Annotated in this window: 14 protein-coding genes; 8 read left to right on the top strand and 6 right to left on the bottom strand. The window is 55.4% G+C overall.

Annotated elements, in window-relative coordinates:
- Positions 1-79: 79 nt before the first annotated feature.
- Positions 80-1,585, bottom strand: coding sequence for a CoA-acylating methylmalonate-semialdehyde dehydrogenase (locus AC3Y5R_RS10455; protein ID WP_489921291.1), 1,506 nt, complete (start codon positions 1,583-1,585; stop codon positions 80-82).
- A 490-nt stretch (positions 1,586-2,075) separates the two neighbouring features.
- Here AC3Y5R_RS10455 and AC3Y5R_RS10450 point away from each other — a divergent pair, with 490 nt between their 5' ends.
- Positions 2,076-2,891, top strand: coding sequence for a TIM barrel protein (locus AC3Y5R_RS10450; protein ID WP_489921290.1), 816 nt, complete (start codon positions 2,076-2,078; stop codon positions 2,889-2,891).
- A 47-nt stretch (positions 2,892-2,938) separates the two neighbouring features.
- On the opposite strand, the gene AC3Y5R_RS10445 is transcribed toward AC3Y5R_RS10450, so the two are convergent.
- Positions 2,939-4,159, bottom strand: coding sequence for an MFS transporter (locus tag AC3Y5R_RS10445; protein WP_489921289.1), 1,221 nt, complete (start codon positions 4,157-4,159; stop codon positions 2,939-2,941).
- Positions 4,160-4,407: 248 nt separating this feature from the next.
- Here AC3Y5R_RS10445 and AC3Y5R_RS10440 point away from each other — a divergent pair, with 248 nt between their 5' ends.
- From AC3Y5R_RS10440 to AC3Y5R_RS10415, 6 genes are all read left to right on the top strand, one after another.
- Complete coding sequence (locus AC3Y5R_RS10440; protein WP_489921288.1) at positions 4,408-5,112, top strand: ABC transporter ATP-binding protein; 705 nt, start codon at positions 4,408-4,410, stop codon at positions 5,110-5,112.
- Positions 5,109-6,083 (top strand): ABC transporter substrate-binding protein, encoded by a 975-nt coding sequence (locus AC3Y5R_RS10435; protein ID WP_489921287.1) that lies wholly within the window; start codon positions 5,109-5,111, stop codon positions 6,081-6,083. The genes AC3Y5R_RS10440 and AC3Y5R_RS10435 overlap by 4 nt, the downstream gene beginning before the upstream one ends.
- 48 nt (positions 6,084-6,131) lie before the next feature.
- The gene (locus tag AC3Y5R_RS10430) at positions 6,132-7,784 is read left to right on the top strand and encodes an ABC transporter permease (RefSeq protein ID WP_489921405.1); all 1,653 of its coding nucleotides are present in this window, start codon (positions 6,132-6,134) and stop codon (positions 7,782-7,784) included.
- Between the two features lie 63 nt (positions 7,785-7,847).
- The gene (locus tag AC3Y5R_RS10425; protein WP_489921286.1) at positions 7,848-8,903 is read left to right on the top strand and encodes an AI-2E family transporter; all 1,056 of its coding nucleotides are present in this window, start codon (positions 7,848-7,850) and stop codon (positions 8,901-8,903) included.
- Positions 8,904-9,012: 109 nt separating this feature from the next.
- Positions 9,013-10,596, top strand: coding sequence for an EAL domain-containing protein (locus tag AC3Y5R_RS10420; protein ID WP_489921285.1), 1,584 nt, complete (start codon positions 9,013-9,015; stop codon positions 10,594-10,596).
- 14 nt (positions 10,597-10,610) lie between these two features.
- Positions 10,611-11,567 (top strand): D-2-hydroxyacid dehydrogenase family protein, encoded by a 957-nt coding sequence (locus AC3Y5R_RS10415; protein WP_489921284.1) that lies wholly within the window; start codon positions 10,611-10,613, stop codon positions 11,565-11,567.
- Between the two features lie 53 nt (positions 11,568-11,620).
- On the opposite strand, the gene AC3Y5R_RS10410 is transcribed toward AC3Y5R_RS10415, so the two are convergent.
- Positions 11,621-11,869, bottom strand: a complete 249-nt coding sequence (locus tag AC3Y5R_RS10410) for a hypothetical protein (protein WP_489921283.1) — start codon at positions 11,867-11,869, stop codon at positions 11,621-11,623.
- 484 nt (positions 11,870-12,353) lie between these two features.
- On the opposite strand from AC3Y5R_RS10410, the gene proP reads away from it, so the two are divergent.
- Positions 12,354-13,859, top strand: a complete 1,506-nt coding sequence (gene proP, locus AC3Y5R_RS10405; protein ID WP_489921282.1) for a glycine betaine/L-proline transporter ProP — start codon at positions 12,354-12,356, stop codon at positions 13,857-13,859.
- Between the two features lie 54 nt (positions 13,860-13,913).
- Here proP and AC3Y5R_RS10400 read toward each other — a convergent pair whose 3' ends face one another.
- The 3 genes from AC3Y5R_RS10400 to AC3Y5R_RS10390 form a co-directional block, all read right to left on the bottom strand.
- The gene (locus AC3Y5R_RS10400; RefSeq protein WP_489921281.1) at positions 13,914-15,002 is read right to left on the bottom strand and encodes an ABC transporter substrate-binding protein; all 1,089 of its coding nucleotides are present in this window, start codon (positions 15,000-15,002) and stop codon (positions 13,914-13,916) included.
- A gap of 13 nt (positions 15,003-15,015) precedes the next feature.
- Positions 15,016-17,139, bottom strand: a complete 2,124-nt coding sequence (locus tag AC3Y5R_RS10395; protein ID WP_489921280.1) for a TonB-dependent siderophore receptor — start codon at positions 17,137-17,139, stop codon at positions 15,016-15,018.
- Between the two features lie 189 nt (positions 17,140-17,328).
- Positions 17,329-20,778, bottom strand: coding sequence for an autotransporter outer membrane beta-barrel domain-containing protein (locus AC3Y5R_RS10390; protein WP_489921279.1), 3,450 nt, complete (start codon positions 20,776-20,778; stop codon positions 17,329-17,331).
- Between the last annotated feature and the right edge of the window lie 490 nt (positions 20,779-21,268).

Genomic DNA, 21,268 nt, shown 5'->3' with positions numbered 1-21,268 from the left:
CCTCTGTCCCTGTGATACTGCCTGGCTAACAGGCAATATCAGGGGGTTTAAATGACTGAATTTTCCGTACGAAACGCGCTTAGCCCAGCGTAGGCATACTGAACTCGGAAACGGTTTTCTGACCACCCGGCCAGCGCACCGTGGCCGTTTTCATGCGGGTGTAGAAACGCACGCCATCTGGCCCGTGCACGTTCAACGCCCCAAATACAGAACGCTTCCAGCCGCCGAAGCTGTGGAAAGCCATCGGCACAGGAACCGGCACGTTTACGCCAACCATGCCCGCCTGCACCTCACGCACAAAATCGCGGCCGGTATGGCCGTTGCTGGTAAATATTGCACTGCCATTTCCGAATTCGTGGCTGTTGACCAGCTTCAGCGCGCTGGCGTAGTCCGGCGCACGCATAATGCTCAGCACCGGGCCAAAGATCTCTTCCCGCCAGATAACCATCTCCGGGGTTACGTTATCGAACAGCGTGCCTCCGATATAGTAGCCCCCGGCAAAGCCCGGTACCTGGAAGTTACGTCCATCAACCACCAGCTTCGCGCCTTCCTGCTCGCCTTTATCAATGTAGCCAAGCACTTTTTTCTGGTGCGCCGCAGAGACCACCGGGCCCATCTCGTTCTCTTCACTGCCCTTCTGGATCCCTGGACCAACGCGCAGCGCTTTGACCAGTGGCGTCAGGGCGGCAATCAGCTTGTCTGCCGTGTCGTCACCCACCGCCACCACCACCGGCAGCGCCATACAACGTTCACCCGCTGACCCAAAAGCACCGCCCATAATCGCGTTAACGGTCGCTTCCAGATCCGCATCCGGCATCACGATGGCGTGGTTTTTCGCCGCGCCAAAGGCCTGCACACGTTTACCATGGGCGCTGGCTGTTTTATAGATGTGCTCTGCCACACCGGAAGAACCTACGAAGCTGACGGCCTGCACGCGCGGGTCGGTATAGAGCTGTTCCGCATCTTCGTTAGAACAGTGCACCACGTTAAAGACGCCGTCCGGCAGGCCGGCTTCGGTCAGCAGCTCGGCCATGCGAACGGAAGCAGAAGGATCCAGCGCCGGTGGCTTAAGGACAAAGGTGTTACCACAGGCCAGCGCAATCGGGAACATCCACAGCGGCACCATCGCCGGGAAGTTAAATGGGGTGATGCCGGAGACCACGCCCAGCGGCTGCATCAGCGAATAACTGTCTACGCCGGTTGCCACATCCGCCGAGTTTTCACCTTTGATCAGGTGCGGAATACCACAGGCAAACTCCACCACTTCCATTCCGCGGGTCAGCTCGCCCAGCGCATCAGACCAGACCTTCCCGTGTTCACTGACGATCAACGCCGCCAGCTCATCGCGGTGTTGCTCCATCAGGGCTTTAAAGTTAAACAGCACACGGGCACGGCGCAGCGGAGAAGTACGGGACCAGTCGTCAAACGCTGCATGAGCAACGCCAATTGTCTTTTCCACTTCTTCCGCCGTGCTTTGCGTCAGCTCACGCACCACTTTGCCGGTCGCCGGATCGTAAACCGGGATGGTTTCATTGCTGGCGCTCAGGGACGTTTTCCCGCCAATAAAATTTCCTGTGATAGTCATGTTCTGGCCTCTTGGATGGTGATATTCCCTGCAGGCGGGCTGAGTTTTTCGTTCGCCCCCTGGCCGGATAAATCCTGTTATGCGTGCAAAGACAGTATTATATTGGAATAAATTTTTCAAATAATTCACTTTAGAAAATTCGTTTTTAGCGGCGCAGATCGCATTTTACTGCTGACCGATATTGCCGCCTGTGTCGAAGAGCCCCGATAAAAGTAGAGAGAGATAAACCCAATGATGCCGCGGATTAAGGCGGTATCTGTGCAGACAAACCATCAGCATGAAAACTCTGCGACAATGCTCACATATGCCTGCAGAAAACCGCTGACTGCCCTGCGTAAAACGAAATTTTGCGAAGCCGATCCAAAAATTTAAATTTCATAATTTATTAAACATGAAATAAATGTTCTTTTATCTTTTCACGCGGAACTGACCGGTTCCACGGCTGAAGAGCTGAACCCGCCGCGCCCACTCCATTTGCAGGAGCAGTAAGATGGCCATCGACCCGACCCGTTTCTGTATCAACCGTAAAATCGCCCCAAACCTGAGTATCGGGCATTTTTTCCAGCTGGTTCACTCACTCGGCCTGAATAAGGTTGAGCTGCGCAATGACATGCGCGGGGGCAAAGTCACCGACAATCTGTCCGCCGCCGAAGTGCGCTCGCTGGCGGAGCGCTATGGTCTGGAGATAGTCACCCTCAATGCGCTGTATCCCTTTAATCAGCCTGATGATGCACTGATGCGCAGAGCAGAAGGGTTGCTGAAAGATGCGCTGGCCACTGGCGCCAAAGCGCTGGTGATGTGCCCGCTGAACGACGGTACGCCGGTGACGGCGAACGACACTATCGCCGCGCTGAAAAAGCTGGCACCGCTGTTTGAGAAGTATGGCATTGCAGGGCTGGTTGAACCTCTTGGCTTCCCGATCAGCTCATTACGCTCGGCGGTTCAGGCACAGGCGATGATCCGCGATGCCAGCGTCCCCTTCCGTCTGGTACTGGATACCTTTCACCACCATCTGTATGAGAATGCGGAAAGCGAATTTGAGCAGGGTATCGACGTTAACGGTATCGGGCTGGTGCATCTGTCCGGGGTGGAAGACACTCGCCCGACGGCACAACTGACGGATGAAGAACGTATTATGTTAAGCGACGGAGATGTGCTGAACAGCGTGGCCCAGGTGAAGCGGCTGGAGCGCATGGGCTATCACGGCATTTATGCCTTTGAGCCGTTCTCTTCGGTGATGGACGGCTGGAGCGCGGCGGAAATTGAACGTGAGATTCGCCAGAGCATTGCGCTGCTGCAAAACTGAATAGCGGAGCCGCCAGCCCCCGACGCTTATCGGTTGGCGGCTCTGTTTCAGGACATCTCCACCAGTTCTTCTTTATGCTGCGGCTGGCTGCGACGTAATTTCAGCGTCAGCAGGATCGCCAGGCACACCAGCAGACCACTCAGCAGGTAGATAACCGGCACGCCAAAGTAGCTCATCACCAGTCCGGCCAGCGGACCAGTGATCCCCAGCGACAAATCCATAAAGGCGGTGTAGGTTGCCAGCGCACTGCCCTGGTTCTGTGGCGGTACAGCTTTCACCGCCACCACACCGACCGCCGGGAAAACCAGTGAGAAGCCAGCTCCGGTCAGGAAAGCGCCCAACTTCGCCATCCACGGGTCGACGGCACCCCAGACCAGAAACAGGCCAACAGCCTCCACCGCGAAACAAACAATAGCCACCGCCAGTCCACCATGCCGGTTAATGGCATTAGGAAAAAGCAGCCGCGTGCCAACAAAGGCTCCGCTAAACAGCGTCAGCGCCCAGGCTGCGCCTTCCCAGCCCTTTGCCTGATAGAACAGCGTAATAAATGTGGCGATAACGCCAAAGCCTACCGATCCCATGGCGAGGATCAGGCCAAAATTCCACACTTTGCCCAGTACGGCACGGAAAGGCAGCTGCCTGCCCTTGCTGCTTTTTACCGTCGGCCGTGGCAGGGCGAACAGGATAGCAACCAGCGCGATGGCGATGATAATTCCTGAGAGCAGCACCAGGCCGCCCCAGCGATAGATCCCCACGCCCAGCGGTGCGCCGATGGCCATTGCCCCGTAGGTGAAAATGCCGTTCCACGAGATCACCCGGCCAATATGCAGCGATCCGACCACACCCACGCCCCACAGCGTGGAACCCGTTCCGGCAAAACTTTGCCCCACTCCCAGGATAACCCGGCCCAGACAAAGCAGAGACAGGCTGAGCACCGGAACAGCCGCGCCAGCTGCCGCCAGCGCATAACAAACCCCGCTGAGGAAGCAGCCACACAGGCCGAAAACCACCACTTTCTTTGGCCCCCAGAGATCGGCATAACGCCCGGCATGGGGACGGCTGAGCAGAGTGGCGAAATATTGCAGGCTGACCACCAGCCCGGCCCAGAACGCACTGTAGCCCATCACGTCATGGACATAGCCGGGCAGCACCGCCAGCGGTAAACCGATGGTCAGATAGCTGGCAAAATTGAAAATCACGACGGAAATAATGCGCAGGTTAAGGCGTAAACCGCCCGGAGCAGGCTCCAGCGCAGGTTGTTCAGGCATGGAAATCAACACCCTTCAGGGAAGAACAGGAGTTTTTACTATAACCTGATTTTAACAAAAAAGGTCAGCCCCAGGCCGCCATTGTCTGTAGCCATAATTCCGTCACATACTCTTCTTATACTGCCCGCTGAATAAAATCCCAAAGAGGATAACAAGATGCTGGCTCCCCTGACTTTCCCCCAGGAGCGCGCGACTCGTCGGCTGATGATGAAGGTCAGGCCACGCCTGAACTGTGATGAGACGGCCTGATGACGCGAACTCCAACCCCGATTATGCTGAAGGGCATTCGTTATGCTTTTGGCGCAAACACCGTACTGAACAACCTTGACCTGACCGTTGAAGGCGGCACCACCGTGGCCCTGCTCGGCCCTTCCGGATGTGGAAAAAGCACCCTGCTGAAACTGCTGGCTGGCCTGCTCCAGCCGCAGAGCGGTGTAATTCACTTTGCCGACCGGCTGATAGCCAGCGCAACCTCCTTCCGGCCACCGGAACAGCGCGATATCGGCATGGTGTTTCAGGACTACGCCCTGTGGCCGCACATGAGCGTGGCGCAGAATGTCGGCTTTCCGCTGCTGATGCGCCGCGTACCCAATGCTGAACGCCTGACTAAAATCATGGTCGCGCTGGAACGTGTTGGCCTCGCCGATTTCGCGCTACGCAAACCTTCCGACCTTTCCGGTGGCCAGCAGCAGCGAGTCGCGTTGGCCCGCGCCATCATCGCCGAGCCCTCCATTCTGTTGTTCGACGAGCCCCTCTCCAACCTCGACCGCGACCTGCGTGAATCTCTCTGCCGCGAAATGTCCATCCTGCTTACTCAGTTGGGCATCACTGCCGTTTATGTCACGCACGATCGCAACGAGGCCGAGGTGCTGGCCGACAATATTGTTCATTTGTCACAAGGTTCCGTTACGTCCATCCAGGCCGTAAAACCACTCTCCGGGGAAACAGCATGAAATCCATTCTGACCAAGAAAACAGGAGCCATCTTCGCGATGATCTTCACATCTGCCATGATGATCAACGATGCCAGTGCGCTGACGGTCTATACCGCCGGGCCGGGATCGCTGGCTAAAAAACTCGCCGCCGGTTATGAAAAGCAGACCGGGGTGAAGGTCAATATTTTCCAGGCCACCACCGGTAAAGTGATGGCGCGTCTGGAAGCCGAACAGGCGAACCCGCTGGCGGACGTGCTGATCTCCGCTTCCTGGGACACCGCCGAAGAGTTGCAGCATCGCGGCTGGCTGCTGCCCTACCAGAGCGCCAACGCGGCCAAAGTGCCGGCCAGTCTGAAAACCGACTCCTGTGTTGCGCAGGGCATCTCTGCACTGGGGATCGTGTGGAACACCAAAAGCGGCACGCCGGAACCCAAAGAGTGGAAGGATCTGACCATGCCAGCCTTTAAGGATAAGGTCACCACACCGGATCCTGCGCTTTCCGGTGCCTCACTGGATCTGTTGATTGGCCTGCAAAACGGCAGGGGTGACGACGCATGGCAGCTGTTCGATAAGTTGAAGAGTAACGGCATGGTGATTAGCGGCCCTAACGCTCAGGCCCTGACACCGGTCCTGCAGGGAGCAAAGGCCGCCGTATTTGGCGCAGTTGACTACGTCTCTTACAACAGCATCCAGGATGGCGAAGCCATAAAGGTGATCTTCCCGGCCAGCGGCACGGTGGTTGCTCCACGTCCGATGATGATCCTGAAGTCGACCCAGCACGCGGCGGATGCCAAAGCCTTTATCGACTACGTGCTCTCTCCGGAAGGTCAGGAGCTGGTCGCCGGTGCCTGGCTGATGCCTGCACGTTCGGATATCGGGGCGAAACGCCCGCTGCTCAGCGAGCTTAAAATCCTGCCAGCGAAGAGTGACGGCAACAGCGACCGCGCCTCGGTTCTGCAACGTTTCGGCAAGCTGTTCGCTCAGCAGTAACCGGTTCGCGCCCCACTTTCAGGAAATCTGCCTGTGAAACTCTCTCTGATGCCACTGTTTACGGTGGCACTGCTGACTATTCTGGTGGTGCTGCCACTGCTGTTTATATTACTACAGGCGCTGTTTCCGGCACTGAGCGAAGGGTCGCTTGCCGGGGCATTCACCCCCATTTCCGCTCTGCTACACGATCCCGAACTACCCGCTTTGCTGAATGGCACGCTGAAAACCGGCGTTGGCGTGGCACTGTTCAGTGCGCTGTTAGGTATTCCGTTGGGCACGCTGCGCGGATTGTTTCACCTGCCGCTGGCACGCTTCTGGGATCTGATGTTCCTGATCCCTTTCCTTACCCCACCCTATATTGCCGCACTGAGCTGGATGCTGGCCCTGCAGCAAAACGGCTATTTGCAGCAGCTGACCGGCAGTAACCTGAATAATCTGCTGTTCAGCCAGACCGGTATCATGCTGGTGATGACGCTGAATATCTTTCCGGTGGTCTATTTTGCCGTTTCCCGCAGCATGCTCGCCAGCGGTCAGCGGCTGGCAACCGTGGCCCGGGTTCACGGTGCGTCGGCCTGGCAGGCGTTCTGGCACGTCACGCTGCCTATGGCTTTACCGTCGCTGGCGGCTGGGGTGCTGCTGGCTTTCACCCTGGCAATTGAAGAGTACGGCGTGCCTGCCGCGCTGGGCGCACGCGCCGGAGTGGTGATGTTGACCGTGGGAATTGAGCAACGGCTGGCGGACTGGCCGATCGATCTTCCCGGCTCTTCGCTGCTGTCAGTAATGCTGGTTATGATTGCCCTCTGCGCCTTTGCCCTGCAGAAGAAGCTGGTCGGCAACAAAGAAGTGACCAGCATTACCGGCAAGCCAGCCGACACCAGTCTGGTTTCTCCGGGGGCCTGGCGCTGGCCAGTGATGATAGTGTTTGGGCTGGTTGCGGCGTTAGTGGTTGCCCTGCCGATGGCCTCCCTGTTGCTCACCGCTTTTATGTCCACGCTGTCGGGCGGAATTCACTCTGATAATTTCACCCTGCGCCACTTTGCAGCGCTGTTTGATCACCAGGGCGAGGCCTTTTCGGCCCTTTCCACCAGCATGGGACTGGCACTGGGGTCGGCACTGATCACCGGACTGCTCGGCTTTCTGGCCGCCTGGCTGGTGGTGGAGGGTAAAATGCGCGGGGCGAAGATGATTGATACTCTGTCACTGCTGCCCGCGGCGTTGCCCGGCGTGGTGGTGGGAGTCGGTCTGATACTGCTGTGGAACCACGCCTTCTGGCCCGTTTCGCCTTATAACAGCTGGGCGATCCTGCTGCTCTCCTACTGCTGTTTGTTGCTGCCCTGGCCGGTGCGTTATGTCAGCAGCGCGTTAAAACAAATTGGCGGAAATCTTGAACCTGCCGCCCGTGTACACGGTGCCAGCACGGTGCAGGCGCTGTGCCACATTATCCTGCCGCTGGTCTTCCCCAGCCTGCTGGCCGCAATGCTGATGGTGTTTGCCATTGCCTCACGCGAGCTGGTGACTTCTCTGCTGCTGGCCCCGGCAGGTACGCAAACCGTAGCGGTCTTTATCTGGCGCCAGTTTGAACAAGGATCGATCGGGCAGGGAATGGCAATGGCCAGTATCGCGATGATGGTCAGCCTGACGCTGATGCTGGTCGCTCTGGCCCTGATGCAACGCCAGCAAAAAGCCTCGGAGCATTCCTGAAATCAACCTGTTACTCCCTGCAGCCACTACACTTAACGGTCAAACTGACAGAGTGGAGAGGGAATGAGCGAGCTGCAGCAGGAGAAGATGGGGCAGAATATGCTGCTGAAAATGGCCACCCTGGTGGTGATCCTCGCAGGCATCAAGGCGGCATCAGAGATCCTGGTGCCGTTTTTACTGGCCCTGTTTCTGGCTATTGTATTAAACCCACTGGTGACGATGCTGATGCGCCATGGTGTGCGGCGCGGGCTGGCGATTACTTTGGTAGTCGTTGCCGTCCTGTTTTTTATCGCCCTTCTGGTGGCGATGATCGCCGGGTCAGTCAATGAGTTCAGCAATATCTACCCTCAAATCCGCGGACAGATGGAACACAAGTTAACCATCGTGCAGCATTTCGCCGCCCATTTTCATCTCAATTTATCCACCGACCGCATGGCCGAACGGCTCGATCCCAATTCAGTGATGAACGTGGCAACCACGGTGCTGAGCCAGTTCTCCGGCGCGATGGCCAACATCGTGCTGTTGCTGATGACGGTGGTATTTATGCTGCTGGAAGTTCATCACCTGCCCTATAAACTGCGCTTTGCGCTGATTAACCCGAGGATCCGCATCGCCGGTCTGCATAAAGCGTTGAAAGGCGTGACGCACTATCTGGCGCTGAAAACACTGATCAGCCTGATTACCGGCGTGGCGGTGTGGCTGGCCCTGACGATGCTGGGCATTAAGTTCGCGCTGCTTTGGGCCGTGGTGGCCTTCCTGCTTAACTTTATCCCCAATATTGGCCCGGTGATCGCCGGTATCCCACCGCTGATTCAGGCGCTGCTGTTAAATTCCATTTTTGATGCCGGGATGGTGGCGGCGCTGTTTATCGCCATTCATATGCTCTTCGGCAATATGCTGGAACCGCGGGTGATGGGTAAAGGCCTGGGGCTTTCCAGCCTGGTGGTGTTCCTGTCTCTGATCTTCTGGGGATGGCTGCTCGGGCCGGTCGGCATGCTGCTTTCCGTACCGCTGACCAGCGTGTGTAAGATCCTGATGGAAACCACGCCGGGCGGCGCTAAGCTGGCTATTCTGCTGGGAACCGGCCGCCCTAAATCAAGTGAAGTCAGTCGACAATAAACAGTTGCGCACCGCTTTCCGCTCAAGTTATTTAGTTATTGGCGCTCAGAGCCATGCTATTTTATCGCCAGTGCGGCCAGTCCAGCTTGCCGGGTGACAGGGGAAAAAAGTGCAATCACTGCTCAAAAAACGGCGTGATCGAAAGGGGCTGCTGCTCGCCATTGCAGGCCTGCTGCCGCTGATCCTGTGCATCGTCTTTACCTTTATTGATGCCCGCCAAATCGTGCAGCGACAACAGGCCGTCACGGCATCCATGCTGCTGACCCAGGCTGAATCCATCAGCGACCAGGCGTGGAATATGGTGGGCCAGCTGCGTCAGTTTGACGGTGCCAGATGCAGCGATATCGATGACGATTTAATGCATCTGGCCGCGCTTTATCCCTATTTTCGCTCCATTGGTGTAATGCAAAGTGGTGAAGTCACCTGCTCCTCCGCCTTTGGCAGCATTAACGGCAATTTGCCCACTATGATCCAGCGTCAACCGCCAGAACACCGCAAAGCCTGGTGGATGCTGTCGATCGCCGGAACCTACGCGGTGAAAGACCGTCCGGCAGTGATTTTTATTCGCGACACCCCGAGCCAGTTCAGCACCTATGCAGTGGTTGATGGTCAGTATCTTCTGGACTTTATGCACGCGGTCGGCAAAAGCCATGGTTACAACATTGAGCTGCAGTTTGGCGGTGGCTACAATATTGATGGCGGCTACGCGCCACCGGCAGGCTCCTTCTTACTCAGTGCTTCAACGCTGACCGTCACCTCAAATCGCTACCCGATTGTTGCCCGCGTTACCTCGCCGCCCAGTGATGCTGCCCTGACCTGGCGACACGGCCTGCTGACCTTTATGCCGATGGCGGTGATCTTTTCGCTGCTGTTAATGACGGTGACCAACAACTGGCTGCAGCGCAAATTGTCAATGCGTGACCAGTTGCAGCGAGCCATTAATCACCGGGAATTTTCGGTCAATTACCAGCTGGTTTATGACATCGCAAACCAGACTTACGGCGGCGCAGAGGCGCTGATGCGCTGGCAGTTGCCCAACGGCAACTGGGTTCGTCCCGATCTGTTTATCGCGGCCGCAGAGTCGGAAGAGATGATTGTACCGCTGACCCGTCATCTGATGGATCTGATTGCCGAAGATGTGCAAAACTGGACGCTACCACCAGGCTTTCATCTCGGGGTGAACGTCGCGGCCGAACATATCCAGCATGCTGAATTTATCGAGGACATCCGCACGTTTGCCGCACGCATTGCCATGCATCAGATCAGCCTGACGCTGGAGCTGACCGAGCGCAGCCTGATTTCCGAAGGTGATGAAGTGGTCCGCAAGCTGCAGCAGTTGCGCAGTGAGGGCATCCGTATTTCCATCGACGATTTCGGCACCGGCCACTGTTCGCTCTCCTATCTGCAAACCTTCCCGCTTGATTACCTGAAAATCGATCGCGGCTTCGTTAACGCCATCGAATCTTTGCAGGATGAGACGCCGGTGCTTGACGCCATCATTATGCTCAGCAAGAAGCTGAAGCTGTCTGTCGCCGCCGAGGGTGTGGAAACGCCGCTGCAGCTGGCCTGGCTGAAAGCGCGCGGCGTGGACTATATTCAGGGCTATCTCTACGCCCGTCCGATGACCAGTGCCGCGATGATGACGTGGATACAATCAGCAGACCAGCCGTTCACGTCACCCCCACCCGGCTGAAGCAGGGGAAAAAGATGAAGTGTATTATTCTCGATGATTATCAGTCCGTTGCCCTCTCCTGTGCGGATTGGGCAGTGTTGCAGCCCGGGGTGGAAACGCACGCCATCAGCCAGCGTTTCAACCACAGAGAGGAGCTGGTCGCGGCGCTGCAGGCGGCAGAAATTGTGATTATCATGCGTGAAAGAACGCCCTTCGGAGCCGATCTTTTTGCCCGTTTGCCCAATCTGAAATTGCTGATCACCTCCGGCATGCGCAATGCGGCGATTGACCTGCAGGCCGCCAGCCGCCACGGCGTGGTGGTCTGTGGCACCGCCAGCGGCTCGGAAGCGCCTGCCGAACTGAGCTGGGCGCTGATCCTCGGCCTTGCCCGCCATCTGGTTACCGAAAATACCGCGCTGCGCGATAACGGCCCATGGCAGCAGACGTTGGGCATGACGCTGCACGGCAAAACGCTGGGACTGATTGGGTTGGGAAAAATTGGCGAACAGATGGCACGGATTGGCCAGGCTTTTGGCATGGAAGTTTGCGGATGGAGCCAGAACCTCAGCGAGCAAAGGGCTTCAGAGTGCGGCGTGCGCCTGATGCCGGACAAAGCGACACTCCTGCAGCACAGCGACGTGATCTCGCTGCATCTGGTGCTCAGCGAGCGCAGCCGCCATGTTATTGACGCTGAAGCATTTGGGCAGATGAAACCCACCGCGCTGCTGATTAACACCTCCCGTGCCGGGCTGGTTGATCAACAGGCAATGATCGCTGCGCTGAGTGAAAAAAGAATTGCTGGTGCAGGCGTGGACGTTTTTGATCGGGAGCCATTGCCTGCCGACAGCCCGTTAAGAACATTGCCCGGTCTGCTGGCGACTCCGCATCTGGGTTATGTCGCCGACACAAACTATCAGCGCTATTTTTCTCAGGCAGTAGAGAATATTCAGGCCTGGTTAGCGGGTAAAACAGTACGCAGGTTAGATAAGTAATTTTAATTTATTCTGGCTGGCCGCCTGACAAGTTTTGTCGGCGGTCTGTTTAATCAAATCCGACGTTTTAAAACCGCGCGTAATGCCACATCCAATGTTTCATCCGCAGCCGGAAATTCAGCCTGAGTTTTCGTCGTTATCCCGACCGCTTCGCGTCTTGCTTCCACTCGCTGATTCATTCGCGCCAGGGTGGGCATAATATGATCGGCCAGCTGCTGATACTCCTGATAGATCTGACGATTTGCCGCGCTGCCACTCTGTTGTGCCAGCGTTATCCCCAGCGTCTGAAAACGCGCGACCATACCGTCCAGGCGGCCTGGCAGCATGCCATGGCGGTTAAGCTCTGCGGCCTGCTGCCCCAGAATATGCCCTGTTGCAACAGCCGCTCCACTGCCTTAACCACGCCCCCGGCACAATTTAACCATTCATTCTGCAGGGGCATCACCGGGACATTCACTGGCTGACGGCCGTGCGTCTGCCGCCACCACACCCCACTGAGCACTCTTTTTTTGCAATCAGACATGCCATGCTGAAAGAGTTGTTGGATCCATTGCTTATCAGGTTACCCAATCTGATTTCAGGTAGAAATTATGTTACATGGCGAAGAGGCGATATACTCAGTGCAGACGGAAATCTGTTGAGGGGCGTCAATACCCGCTACATTTTGCTGTCAGTGGGGTCAGAGACCCTACATAATTTAACCCGTTTCGCCTGCCACAACAGACTTAACCACGGCGAATGGGTAAAAAATCTAATTGGGAAACAGTCAATTACAGGGTGTTTTATATGAAGCTACGTAGGAAGCGTGTTAAGCCGATTGGCTTAAAAGACGTAACGATCATTGATGATGCCAGGTTACGCAAAGCCATTACTGCAGCGTCGCTCGGCAACGCCATGGAGTGGTTTGATTTTGGGGTTTATGGTTTTGTGGCCTATGCCTTAGGCCAGGTGTTCTTCCCGGGTGCCGATCCGGGCGTGCAAATGATTGCTGCACTGGCAACCTTCTCCGTGCCGTTTTTGATCCGCCCGCTTGGCGGTCTATTCTTTGGTGCGCTGGGCGACAAGTACGGCCGCCAGAAAATCCTCTCTATTACCATTGTGATCATGTCGGTCAGTACCTTCTGTATTGGTCTGATCCCCTCCCATGCCTCGATAGGCATCTGGGCACCGATCCTGCTGTTGCTGTGTAAGATGGCGCAGGGCTTTTCGGTCGGTGGTGAATACACTGGCGCGTCCATTTTCGTCGCCGAGTACTCTCCTGACCGCAAGCGCGGCTTTATGGGCAGCTGGCTGGACTTCGGTTCGATTGCCGGTTTCGTCCTCGGTGCCGGGTTAGTGGTGCTGATCTCTACGGTGATCGGTGAAGCAAAATTCCTTGAGTGGGGCTGGCGTATTCCATTCTTCGTTGCTCTGCCGCTGGGTTTCATCGGGCTTTATCTGCGTAACGCGCTGGAAGAGACCCCGGCGTTCCAGCAGCATGTCGACAAGCTGGAACAGGGTGACCGTGAAGGTCTGGCTGCAGGTCCGCAGGTTTCGTTTAAAGAGATTGCCACCAAACACTGGAAAAGCCTGCTGGCTTGTATCGGTCTGGTGCTCTCCACCAACGTCACCTATTATATGCTGCTGACCTACATGCCGAGCTATCTTTCGCATAACCTGCACTATTCCGAAGACCATGGCGTGCTTATCATTATCGCCATCATGATCGGGATGTTGTTTGTGCAGCCGGTGATGGGGCTGATGAGCGATAAGTTCGGTCGTCGTCCGTTCGTGATCGTCGGCAGTATCGCGCTGCTGGCGCTGGCTATCCCCTGCTTCATGCTGATCAACAGCAACGTGATGGGGCTGATTTTCGCCGGTCTGCTGATCCTCGCGGTGGTGCTGAACTGCTTTACCGGCGTGATGGCTTCCTCGCTGCCAGCGATGTTCCCGACCCATATCCGCTACAGCGCGCTGGCCAGTGCCTTTAACATCTCGATTCTGGTCGCCGGTCTGACGCCAACGCTGGCCGCCTGGCTGGTGGAATATACCGCTAACCTCTACATGCCTGCTTACTACCTGATGATTGTGGCAGTGGTAGGCCTGGTGACCGGTATTATGATGAAAGAAACGGCCAATATGCCGCTGCGTGGCGCGACGCCTGCTGCTTCTGATATCGCGGAAGCAAAAGAGATCCTGCAGGAGCACCACGACAATATCGAAACGAAGATCGACGAGATTAGCGTACAGATCGCTGAGCTGGAAGAGAAGCGTAAGCACCTGATTAATCAGCATCCGCATATCAACGAGTAGCGTTTGCTGTACTGATGCAGGCCCCGGTTATCCGGGGCTTTTTTTTTCTGCAGATCAGGGTTTCGTCCAGTAGGTGCCCGTTTCCGCCACGGGCAGGAACTGGCGGTTCATCTCGTCCAGTGTTTTTTCCGGGTCAAGATCGCTGAACAACTGAGGGTGGAAGGCTTTGGCAAAAATTTCCACGTCAAGCAGGTGCCACGGGCTCATATAGAAGTTGTGCCACACCGCCAGCGCTTTGCCGTTGCGGATAGCTGGCAGCTGTGAAAGCAGCGTTTCCCGCTTCAGCGCCTGAGCAAAGCTCTGTTGTGCCTGCTGAGCGCCAATCTTTGGCCCAAGCTGCAGTTGCTGTACCTGACCCGGCCCCGCCATGCCTGTTGCCAGAAACATGTCCGGATTAGCGGCAATCACCGCTTCCGGGCTCAGCTGTCCGAACACGCTGCCAAAGCGACCGGAGGCAATATTGTTGCCTCCCGCAAAATTCAGCAAATCCGCCAGGTTACCATGCCCGACAGTGGTACAGCACTCTTCCCTGCGGCCGATATGCAGCTGCAGCATCACGCTGGGTCGGGGTGGGTTCGCCTGCTGCAGACGGTCGCGGATCAGGTTCATATGCTGCTGGTAGAAGGTGATAAACCGCTGCGCTTTTCCCTGATCATTCAGCGCTTCACCCAATATTTTCAGGCTCGGCACGGTGTTCTTCAACTGATCCACACGGGTATCGATATAGATCACCGGGATCCCCGCTTCGGTCAACTGCCGCTGAAAGCTGTGATGATTACTTTCCTGTTTGGCATAGACCGGGAGGATCACCAGATCCGGCCGAAGCGCGATCACTTTCTCCACGCTGATCTGCGCATAGTTGGCGTTACCGACGATGGGGATTTTTTTCATCTCCGGGAAAGCCGCACTGTAGCGATCCCAGGTCTGCCGGTCGAGTCGTTGCAGATCGCCAGGCCAGCCCACCACGCGCTTTACCGGATTGCCCTCTTCCACCAGCGCAAGGGTGTAAATCATCCGGCCCTCACCCACCACAATACGCTGCGGGTTGTCAGGGATCTCAACTTTACGCTGCAGAATATCGGTGAGGGTCTTAGCCTGTACCAGGCTGCTGGCCAGCAGCAGTAAAAGAAGCGTCTTTTTCATCTCAGTTCCCCGATCAGAAGTCTACAGCGGCCTGCAGGGTAATCTCACGCGGATCGCCCTCGATCACCCGAAGGTTACCGGCGCTGGATTCGTAATACTCTTTATTAAACAGGTTGTTAATATTGAGCTTCAGCTGGGTGTGTTTGCCGACCAGCTTACTATCCCAGGCAATAAAGGCATCGGCCACGATGTAATCAGGCATGGTGAAGCTGTTTTCCGGATCGCCTGCACGGCTCCCGACATAGCGACCGCCGCCGCCCACCCGCAGCTCACCAGGCAGCCAGGAGAAGCGCATTGTGTGGCTCAGGTAGAGGCTGCCCATATTGGTTGGGGCGTTGACCAGGCGATTGCCGACATTGTCCGGATTAGTGTTGTCCTCAACAATTTCGGTTTTGTCATAGCTGTAGTTGGCAATCAGGTTCCAGTCCTGCGCCAGCTCGCCGTTAATCTCCACCTCCGCTCCGCTGGAGCGCGCTTTCGGGATGTTGCGCGTCACGCCGTTGATAAACACCGACATATCTTCCTCATCGATGCGGTACAGCGCCAGAGTGGCGGAAACGGCGGGCACAACCTGCCATTTCGCGCCAACTTCATAAGTGGTGCCCTTCTCGGTGGAAGCCACGTTGCCATCATCGTCGGTCTGGGTGGAAGGAGTGAACGAGCGGCTGTAGCTGCCGTACAGCGAGAGATCCGACAGCACTTTATAAACCAGCCCCACCTGAGGCAGGAACGCATCACCCCGGTCGTTCAGCGTGGTTTGCGGGTCGATAAACCCGCTGCTGCCGGTCTGGGTGTAGCGCTGGTAGCGACCGCCCAGCACCGCTATCCATCTGTCGTTGAGGTGAATGCTGTCTTTCGCGAACACCGACCGGCTGTAAAGGTTAGTCCGAAGATTACTGATCGAATCACTGTAGGTACTGCTGCCGATCACCGGCTCTTCGCCGTAAACCGGGTCATACATGTTAAAGGTCTTTGAAACCTTGCCCCGATACGAATATGCCTTATAGGTTTCGTCCTGCTCATAGTCGACACCCAGCATCACATCATGCTGCATCCCCCAGATTTCCGGGCTGCCGCCGATATCCCATGACAGGTAAGTGGTCTGGTGGTTAAAGCCGCGATTGGCATCGGCACGGCGGGAAACAATGCCTGTTGTAGTGTCGATTGCGGTGGCACGCACTTCATTACTGTCGTAGCGGCGCTGCATCCAGGCGTAGCTGAAATGGGTATCCCAAGTGTCGTCCAGCGCGTAAGCGTAATTGAAGTTCAGGCGCTTGTTCTTGCCCCAGGCGTGGTTCGCACTGTCGTCCAGACGCTGGTTGTAGGGAATATTAACCGGCTTTTTGTTGATAAAGGCGGTGCCACGGTCGTAAGGCACATCGTATTTGTCTTCAACATAGCTGAGGTTGAAAGAGGCTTTTTCACCAAACCAGCTGAGTGACGGGGCGATCAGCGTATGCTCGTTGACGCCGAAATTGCGCCAGTAATCTTCACGCTGGCGTTCGGCAATCAGGCGGAAGGCGAAGCCATCGCCCAGTGGACCGGTAACGTCAACGGTTCCCGTCCCGCCACCGTAGCTGCTGGAGCTGCCGCTGAGGTGAGTGTTCCACTCATACTGCGGCTTTTTGCTCACCAGGTTAATCACCCCGCCAGGATTGAGGATGCCGTACAGCAGTGAGGCCGATCCTTTCAGCACTTCCACACGATCAATGGTGGAGTCCATCGACAGTCCCTGATTACTGCGCACGCCATCGAGAAAGATCGAGCCGTCAGAGTTAGCCCCAAAACCGCGTTTTACAAAGCCATCTTCCGTGCCGCCCAGCGTGTTGCCCTGAGTCACGCCGCTGACAAACTTCACGGCGTCATTAACGGTTCTAACCTGATAATCCTGCATAACCTGTGGCGTAACCACGCTGATCGACTGCGGCGTTTCGTTACGCGGCGCTGCTGTTTTAGTGGCCGTGGTGGCAGAATCCAGGCTGTAACTGCCGCCCGTGCCGGGTTGTTCGGCGGTCACGGTCAGAGTCTGATCTTTTGCCGTTTCTGCCGCCAGCACAGTGCCGCTGCTGAGCAGCGAGGCAAAAAGAATAAAATGTGTTTTCCCGGAAAGACGATCAGGAGATAAAGGCGATTTCATAAATTAACGCGCAAGTGAAGTTGTTTTTGTGCGCGAATGATAATTAGTTTCATTGGCGTTATCAATTGCATCGCCAGTGTCATTTCGTCACTACTACATTTCCCTCTTGCTGGAACGAAAAATGCCTGCCGACAGCCCCGGAGAGCTGACTGGCAGGCATCTTTTTTTATTTACCGCTTAACCGAACCGTCAGAACTGGTATTTCACGCCCAGATTGCCGGTATAGCCTTCATAGCCCTGGCCGAAGCTGTGTGAATAGGTGGCTTCAGCGTACAGGTTAAGCTGGCTGGTGACTTTGCCGCTGATCCCCGCCCCCGTGCGCCACACGCCTTTACGAACGTCCGGTCGGAGGGTTTCGTCATTCATATCCACGCCCGGCGTGCTGCCCAGCTGCTGGATCACATCCGCTTTGACGTAAGGCTGAACCATTGGCGCATCATAAAACAGACGCAACCCAGCCCGCGCCTGACCGATAAACACGTTCTGGTCTTTCAGCTTCACGCCGCTGGCGTAGGTCTGGCTGATGTTCATATACTGCCCCATCAGCTGCACCTGCGGTTCCAGTTTGACCTGCTCAGCCAGCGTAAAGGGTTTGCCCACTTCCGCCGACAGCAGCGCAGCATAGCTGTCCATTTTGGCATCGGTCAGACTGGTAAACCGGTTACTGTAACGGGTCAGCTGACCAACGGTATCCAGATAGCTACCGTCGTCATTCCAGGTGGTGACGTAGCCGCCAATTCCATAAGCCGTGGTATCCGTTTTCCCCACGTCCACGGAGAGTCCCGGACGTGCGCTACGTCCGTTATCTTTGTTGCTGCTGTGCTGACGGCCCAGCGTTAACATCGGCCCGGCTTTGACGTGCCAGTTATCAGCAAGATCTTTTTTCAACGTATCGCCACCCAGCTGAATAAACGCGGTGTTAACGTCAAAAGCAAAACGTCCGGCAGAGTAACTGTCATGGCGGCCATAAATCCTGCCCCATGCGGCGCGATCGCCCTGCATCGCCCCCAGACGCTCATGGTAGGTGCCTGCTGAAGTGAAGCCATAGGCTGCGTTCAGGTAAGGTGCAATCAGGTAGCCTGCCACCTCAGGTCGCCAGGTTTTGGTATCTGAAGGGGTTTCAGCATCAGGCACAACGGCAGCCTCACCACCTGCGTCCGAGTTATCTCCGTTATCCGGATTAACGGGGTCAACCGGATCGACTGGAGTAACCGGGTCAACCGCTGTATAAGAAGACTGCAGGTACCAGGTGTTACCATTCACCTTGTTCAGGAAGTATTCGTAGTTACCCGCCACCACGCTGTTGTTCTGGGCGAACGTGGCTGACTGGGCATCCCCGGAAACCTGCACCAGCAAGATGCCCGCATCGGTCTGAGCACCCTGGCCATCTTTGTTATTGATGGTGACATGGAAGCTGCCTTCCGCATTGCCCGTCACCAGCACCTTATCCGTTGGAGAAGTGTCATCCCCAAGTTGGGTATTCATGGCAAACGTGCCTGAGCCGGTCAGGTTGCCATCAACGGTTAGGGTACTGAATCCGCCATTGCTGTTGCTGAAAGTGACCAGACCATCCTGCTTCAGGTCCTGAAGGTTAGAATCGCCAGTCATCAGCCAGCGGCTGGTACTGTCGAGCACCAGCTGGCTGACGTTTTGCGTGGCGCCGGTCAGTGACGAGTCATTCGCCAGTGAGAGAGTGAGATTATTGTCGTAGCTGTCTGTAACCACATTACCCAGCAGGGCAACACTGCCATCGGCGGTGGTCTGGAAGTCTGAGTACGTTGTTGTGCCGTCGTCGTTCTCAACGGAGATCGCGCTTAACGCCACGCCATCCCCCCCTTTGATAACAGTGCCGTTTTTCAGGGCCAGATTTAGCACGGCGGCTCTGGTCGTGGCTCCTGATGCCGCATCGCTGGTTAAGCTTACGTTATCCAGCGTGACGTTACTGGCTGTTCCGGCGACAGCAGATGTTGCAAACAACCCTGTGGCATCCAGTCCAGTGGTCGTAAACTGGCTGTTACTGATATTCAGGGTCGAGGAGTCGGTGGCGAGGCCAAAAGATTCTGTTCCCGCCGTGTCAGCCGTAACCCCATCTGCATTGAGGGTTGAAGAGTTCAGCGCATACACGCCACCACTCTTGTCAGAAGATGTTGAGATCGTGCTGTCGGTCAGATTCACCGTGCTGCCAGTATTGGCTACTGCACCATAGGACCCAACGCCTGAGGTTTTAATAGCTGTCCCCGCAGCGCTAATGACTGTGCCACTGTCCGTCGCGATAAGGCCGAACGCATTGTTACCTGTAGTGGTCAGCGTTGATCCTTCCAGGCTGACAGAACCCGTTTTAAACGCAGCAGCACCGAATGCCCCATCCCCTGAGGTGTTCACTGCGGAATTCGTCAGGATCATCACCCCACCGTTCGTAGCCGACACTCCATAGGCATCCTCGCCAGAAGTTGTGATGGAGGAATCCGTCAGTGTCAGTTGGCTGCCAGTTTTACCTGTCTGATTGACCGCTATCGCACCGTAAGCAGTTTTGCCCGAAGTCGTGATGTTCAGGTTGCTCCCTTCAGACACGGTTTCATTATAGAAGCCGAAGCTTCTCGCTCCCATCGTCATCAGAGTACTGTCTTTGACTGTCGCCGTGCCCAACTGGGCAGTGATAGCGTGTGAGCTGTTTCCCTGAGTCTGAAACGTGGCACCGTCCGCGTCCAGAGAAACTCCCTGAGCGGCCAACCAAACCCCATATGCACTAACACCGGTTGTCGTATAGGTGCCACCACGCAGTATGACACTGGCATTATCCTTATTGGCATCAACAGCATGGCTGGCTCCGCCGGTCGTATTCACATCCACGTTGGTCAGCGTCGTGTTGCTGTTAAGCCAGCCACGAACACCGCCAGATACCGAATTGATTGTACTGTCAGTCAATTCCAACGAACTGTTCGTTCCTACCTGGACGGCAGCCACTCCACCCTGGGTCGTGTATACGCTTGAATCGATGGTAACGTTGTTTCCCACCAATGAACTATTGGTCAGTGAAATAGCGCTATCACCGCCGCTGTTCAGCAGAGTGATGCCAACGTCATTTAAAGTGGCAGTGGCGCCATTAGTCAGCGTCATACCGCCAATTGCCGCACTACCGGAAATAACAACACCGTCAGCATTTAACGTGCCACCCGACATTTTAATCCCATAGGCATTCGCTCCGCCTGGCAGAATGTTGACATCGGTGAGCGTCAAATTGGAGTTGGTAGCGGCAATACCATGCGCCTGAGAGGCAACCGTAGTAATAACACCGCCCGTCATCTTCAGGGTCGCGTTATCTGCATAGATGCCTGAAGCAACACTTCCCAGCGTGGACAGTGAGGCATTATTCAGTTCCAGACTGGCCTGGTTAGCGACATAAGCGGCATAGGCTCCATTAGTCATGGTACTGAATCGTAAATTACTGTCGGTAATCAGCAGGCTATTCAGTCCCGACGCATAAAGCGGGAAATCAGTACTCTCTGTACTGCTGTAACCTGAAGTCACCTGCAACGTACTGCCATCATTTACTGTCCAGGGCGAAGCCGCAAAAGTATACAAAGGAAAAAGTGCCAGCGTCAGCAAATTAAGTGTAAACGGCCGTTGAGTAATAGCCATGGTGCATCCTTTCATTAATATCAACGAAAATTAAAACGATAGAGAAAAGAGTCTCTACCTTTCATTGCTGTAAAGTCAGTGAGATATCAGTAACAACAAATGACCTCAAAAGAGAATACCGCGAGAATTCATAGGTAATGTATTGATAACAGAAAGGGACCCGGCCAGATCTTATAAAGGATCGCCCCTGATTCAATTGCTCATTCTTGCGGGGCAATATTAAGTGATCATTCTGTATGAGAAAAGATATTTTTCTGTCAGAACGATTAAATCAAAATATTCCAGACAAAACGTTAGAGGTTCCAGTAACTCAAATTAATTACTTTAACAAAAGAATGCAGAATAATAAGTTAAGTGAGCATGCATTTAAAAATAACGCTTTCTTCATTCCTGAAAAAGGCCAATAATCCCCAGCCAACGACAAAAACATAGAATTTCTTCTATGTCTTTGTCGGGATTTTAAATAAATACACGATGTTATTGGCCTTTA

It is taken from the genome of Erwinia sp. 009765445 (assembly GCF_058137865.1).
This window is presented reverse-complemented; position numbering and strand designations above follow the sequence as displayed.

What these genes read in the sequence shown, in the direction of transcription:
- AC3Y5R_RS10455 (WP_489921291.1), bottom strand. Translation starts at nt 1,585, where the DNA reads ATGACTATCACAGGAAATTTTATTGGCGGGAAAACGTCCCTGAGCGCC.
- AC3Y5R_RS10450 (WP_489921290.1), top strand. Translation starts at nt 2,076, where the DNA reads ATGGCCATCGACCCGACCCGTTTCTGTATCAACCGTAAAATCGCCCCA.
- AC3Y5R_RS10445 (WP_489921289.1), bottom strand. Translation starts at nt 4,159, where the DNA reads ATGCCTGAACAACCTGCGCTGGAGCCTGCTCCGGGCGGTTTACGCCTT.
- AC3Y5R_RS10440 (WP_489921288.1), top strand. Translation starts at nt 4,408, where the DNA reads ATGACGCGAACTCCAACCCCGATTATGCTGAAGGGCATTCGTTATGCT.
- AC3Y5R_RS10435 (WP_489921287.1), top strand. Translation starts at nt 5,109, where the DNA reads ATGAAATCCATTCTGACCAAGAAAACAGGAGCCATCTTCGCGATGATC.
- AC3Y5R_RS10430 (WP_489921405.1), top strand. Translation starts at nt 6,132, where the DNA reads ATGCCACTGTTTACGGTGGCACTGCTGACTATTCTGGTGGTGCTGCCA.
- AC3Y5R_RS10425 (WP_489921286.1), top strand. Translation starts at nt 7,848, where the DNA reads ATGAGCGAGCTGCAGCAGGAGAAGATGGGGCAGAATATGCTGCTGAAA.
- AC3Y5R_RS10415 (WP_489921284.1), top strand. Translation starts at nt 10,611, where the DNA reads ATGAAGTGTATTATTCTCGATGATTATCAGTCCGTTGCCCTCTCCTGT.
- AC3Y5R_RS10410 (WP_489921283.1), bottom strand. Translation starts at nt 11,869, where the DNA reads ATGGTCGCGCGTTTTCAGACGCTGGGGATAACGCTGGCACAACAGAGT.
- proP (WP_489921282.1), top strand. Translation starts at nt 12,354, where the DNA reads ATGAAGCTACGTAGGAAGCGTGTTAAGCCGATTGGCTTAAAAGACGTA.
- AC3Y5R_RS10400 (WP_489921281.1), bottom strand. Translation starts at nt 15,002, where the DNA reads ATGAAAAAGACGCTTCTTTTACTGCTGCTGGCCAGCAGCCTGGTACAG.
- AC3Y5R_RS10395 (WP_489921280.1), bottom strand. Translation starts at nt 17,139, where the DNA reads ATGAAATCGCCTTTATCTCCTGATCGTCTTTCCGGGAAAACACATTTT.
- AC3Y5R_RS10390 (WP_489921279.1), bottom strand. Translation starts at nt 20,778, where the DNA reads ATGGCTATTACTCAACGGCCGTTTACACTTAATTTGCTGACGCTGGCA.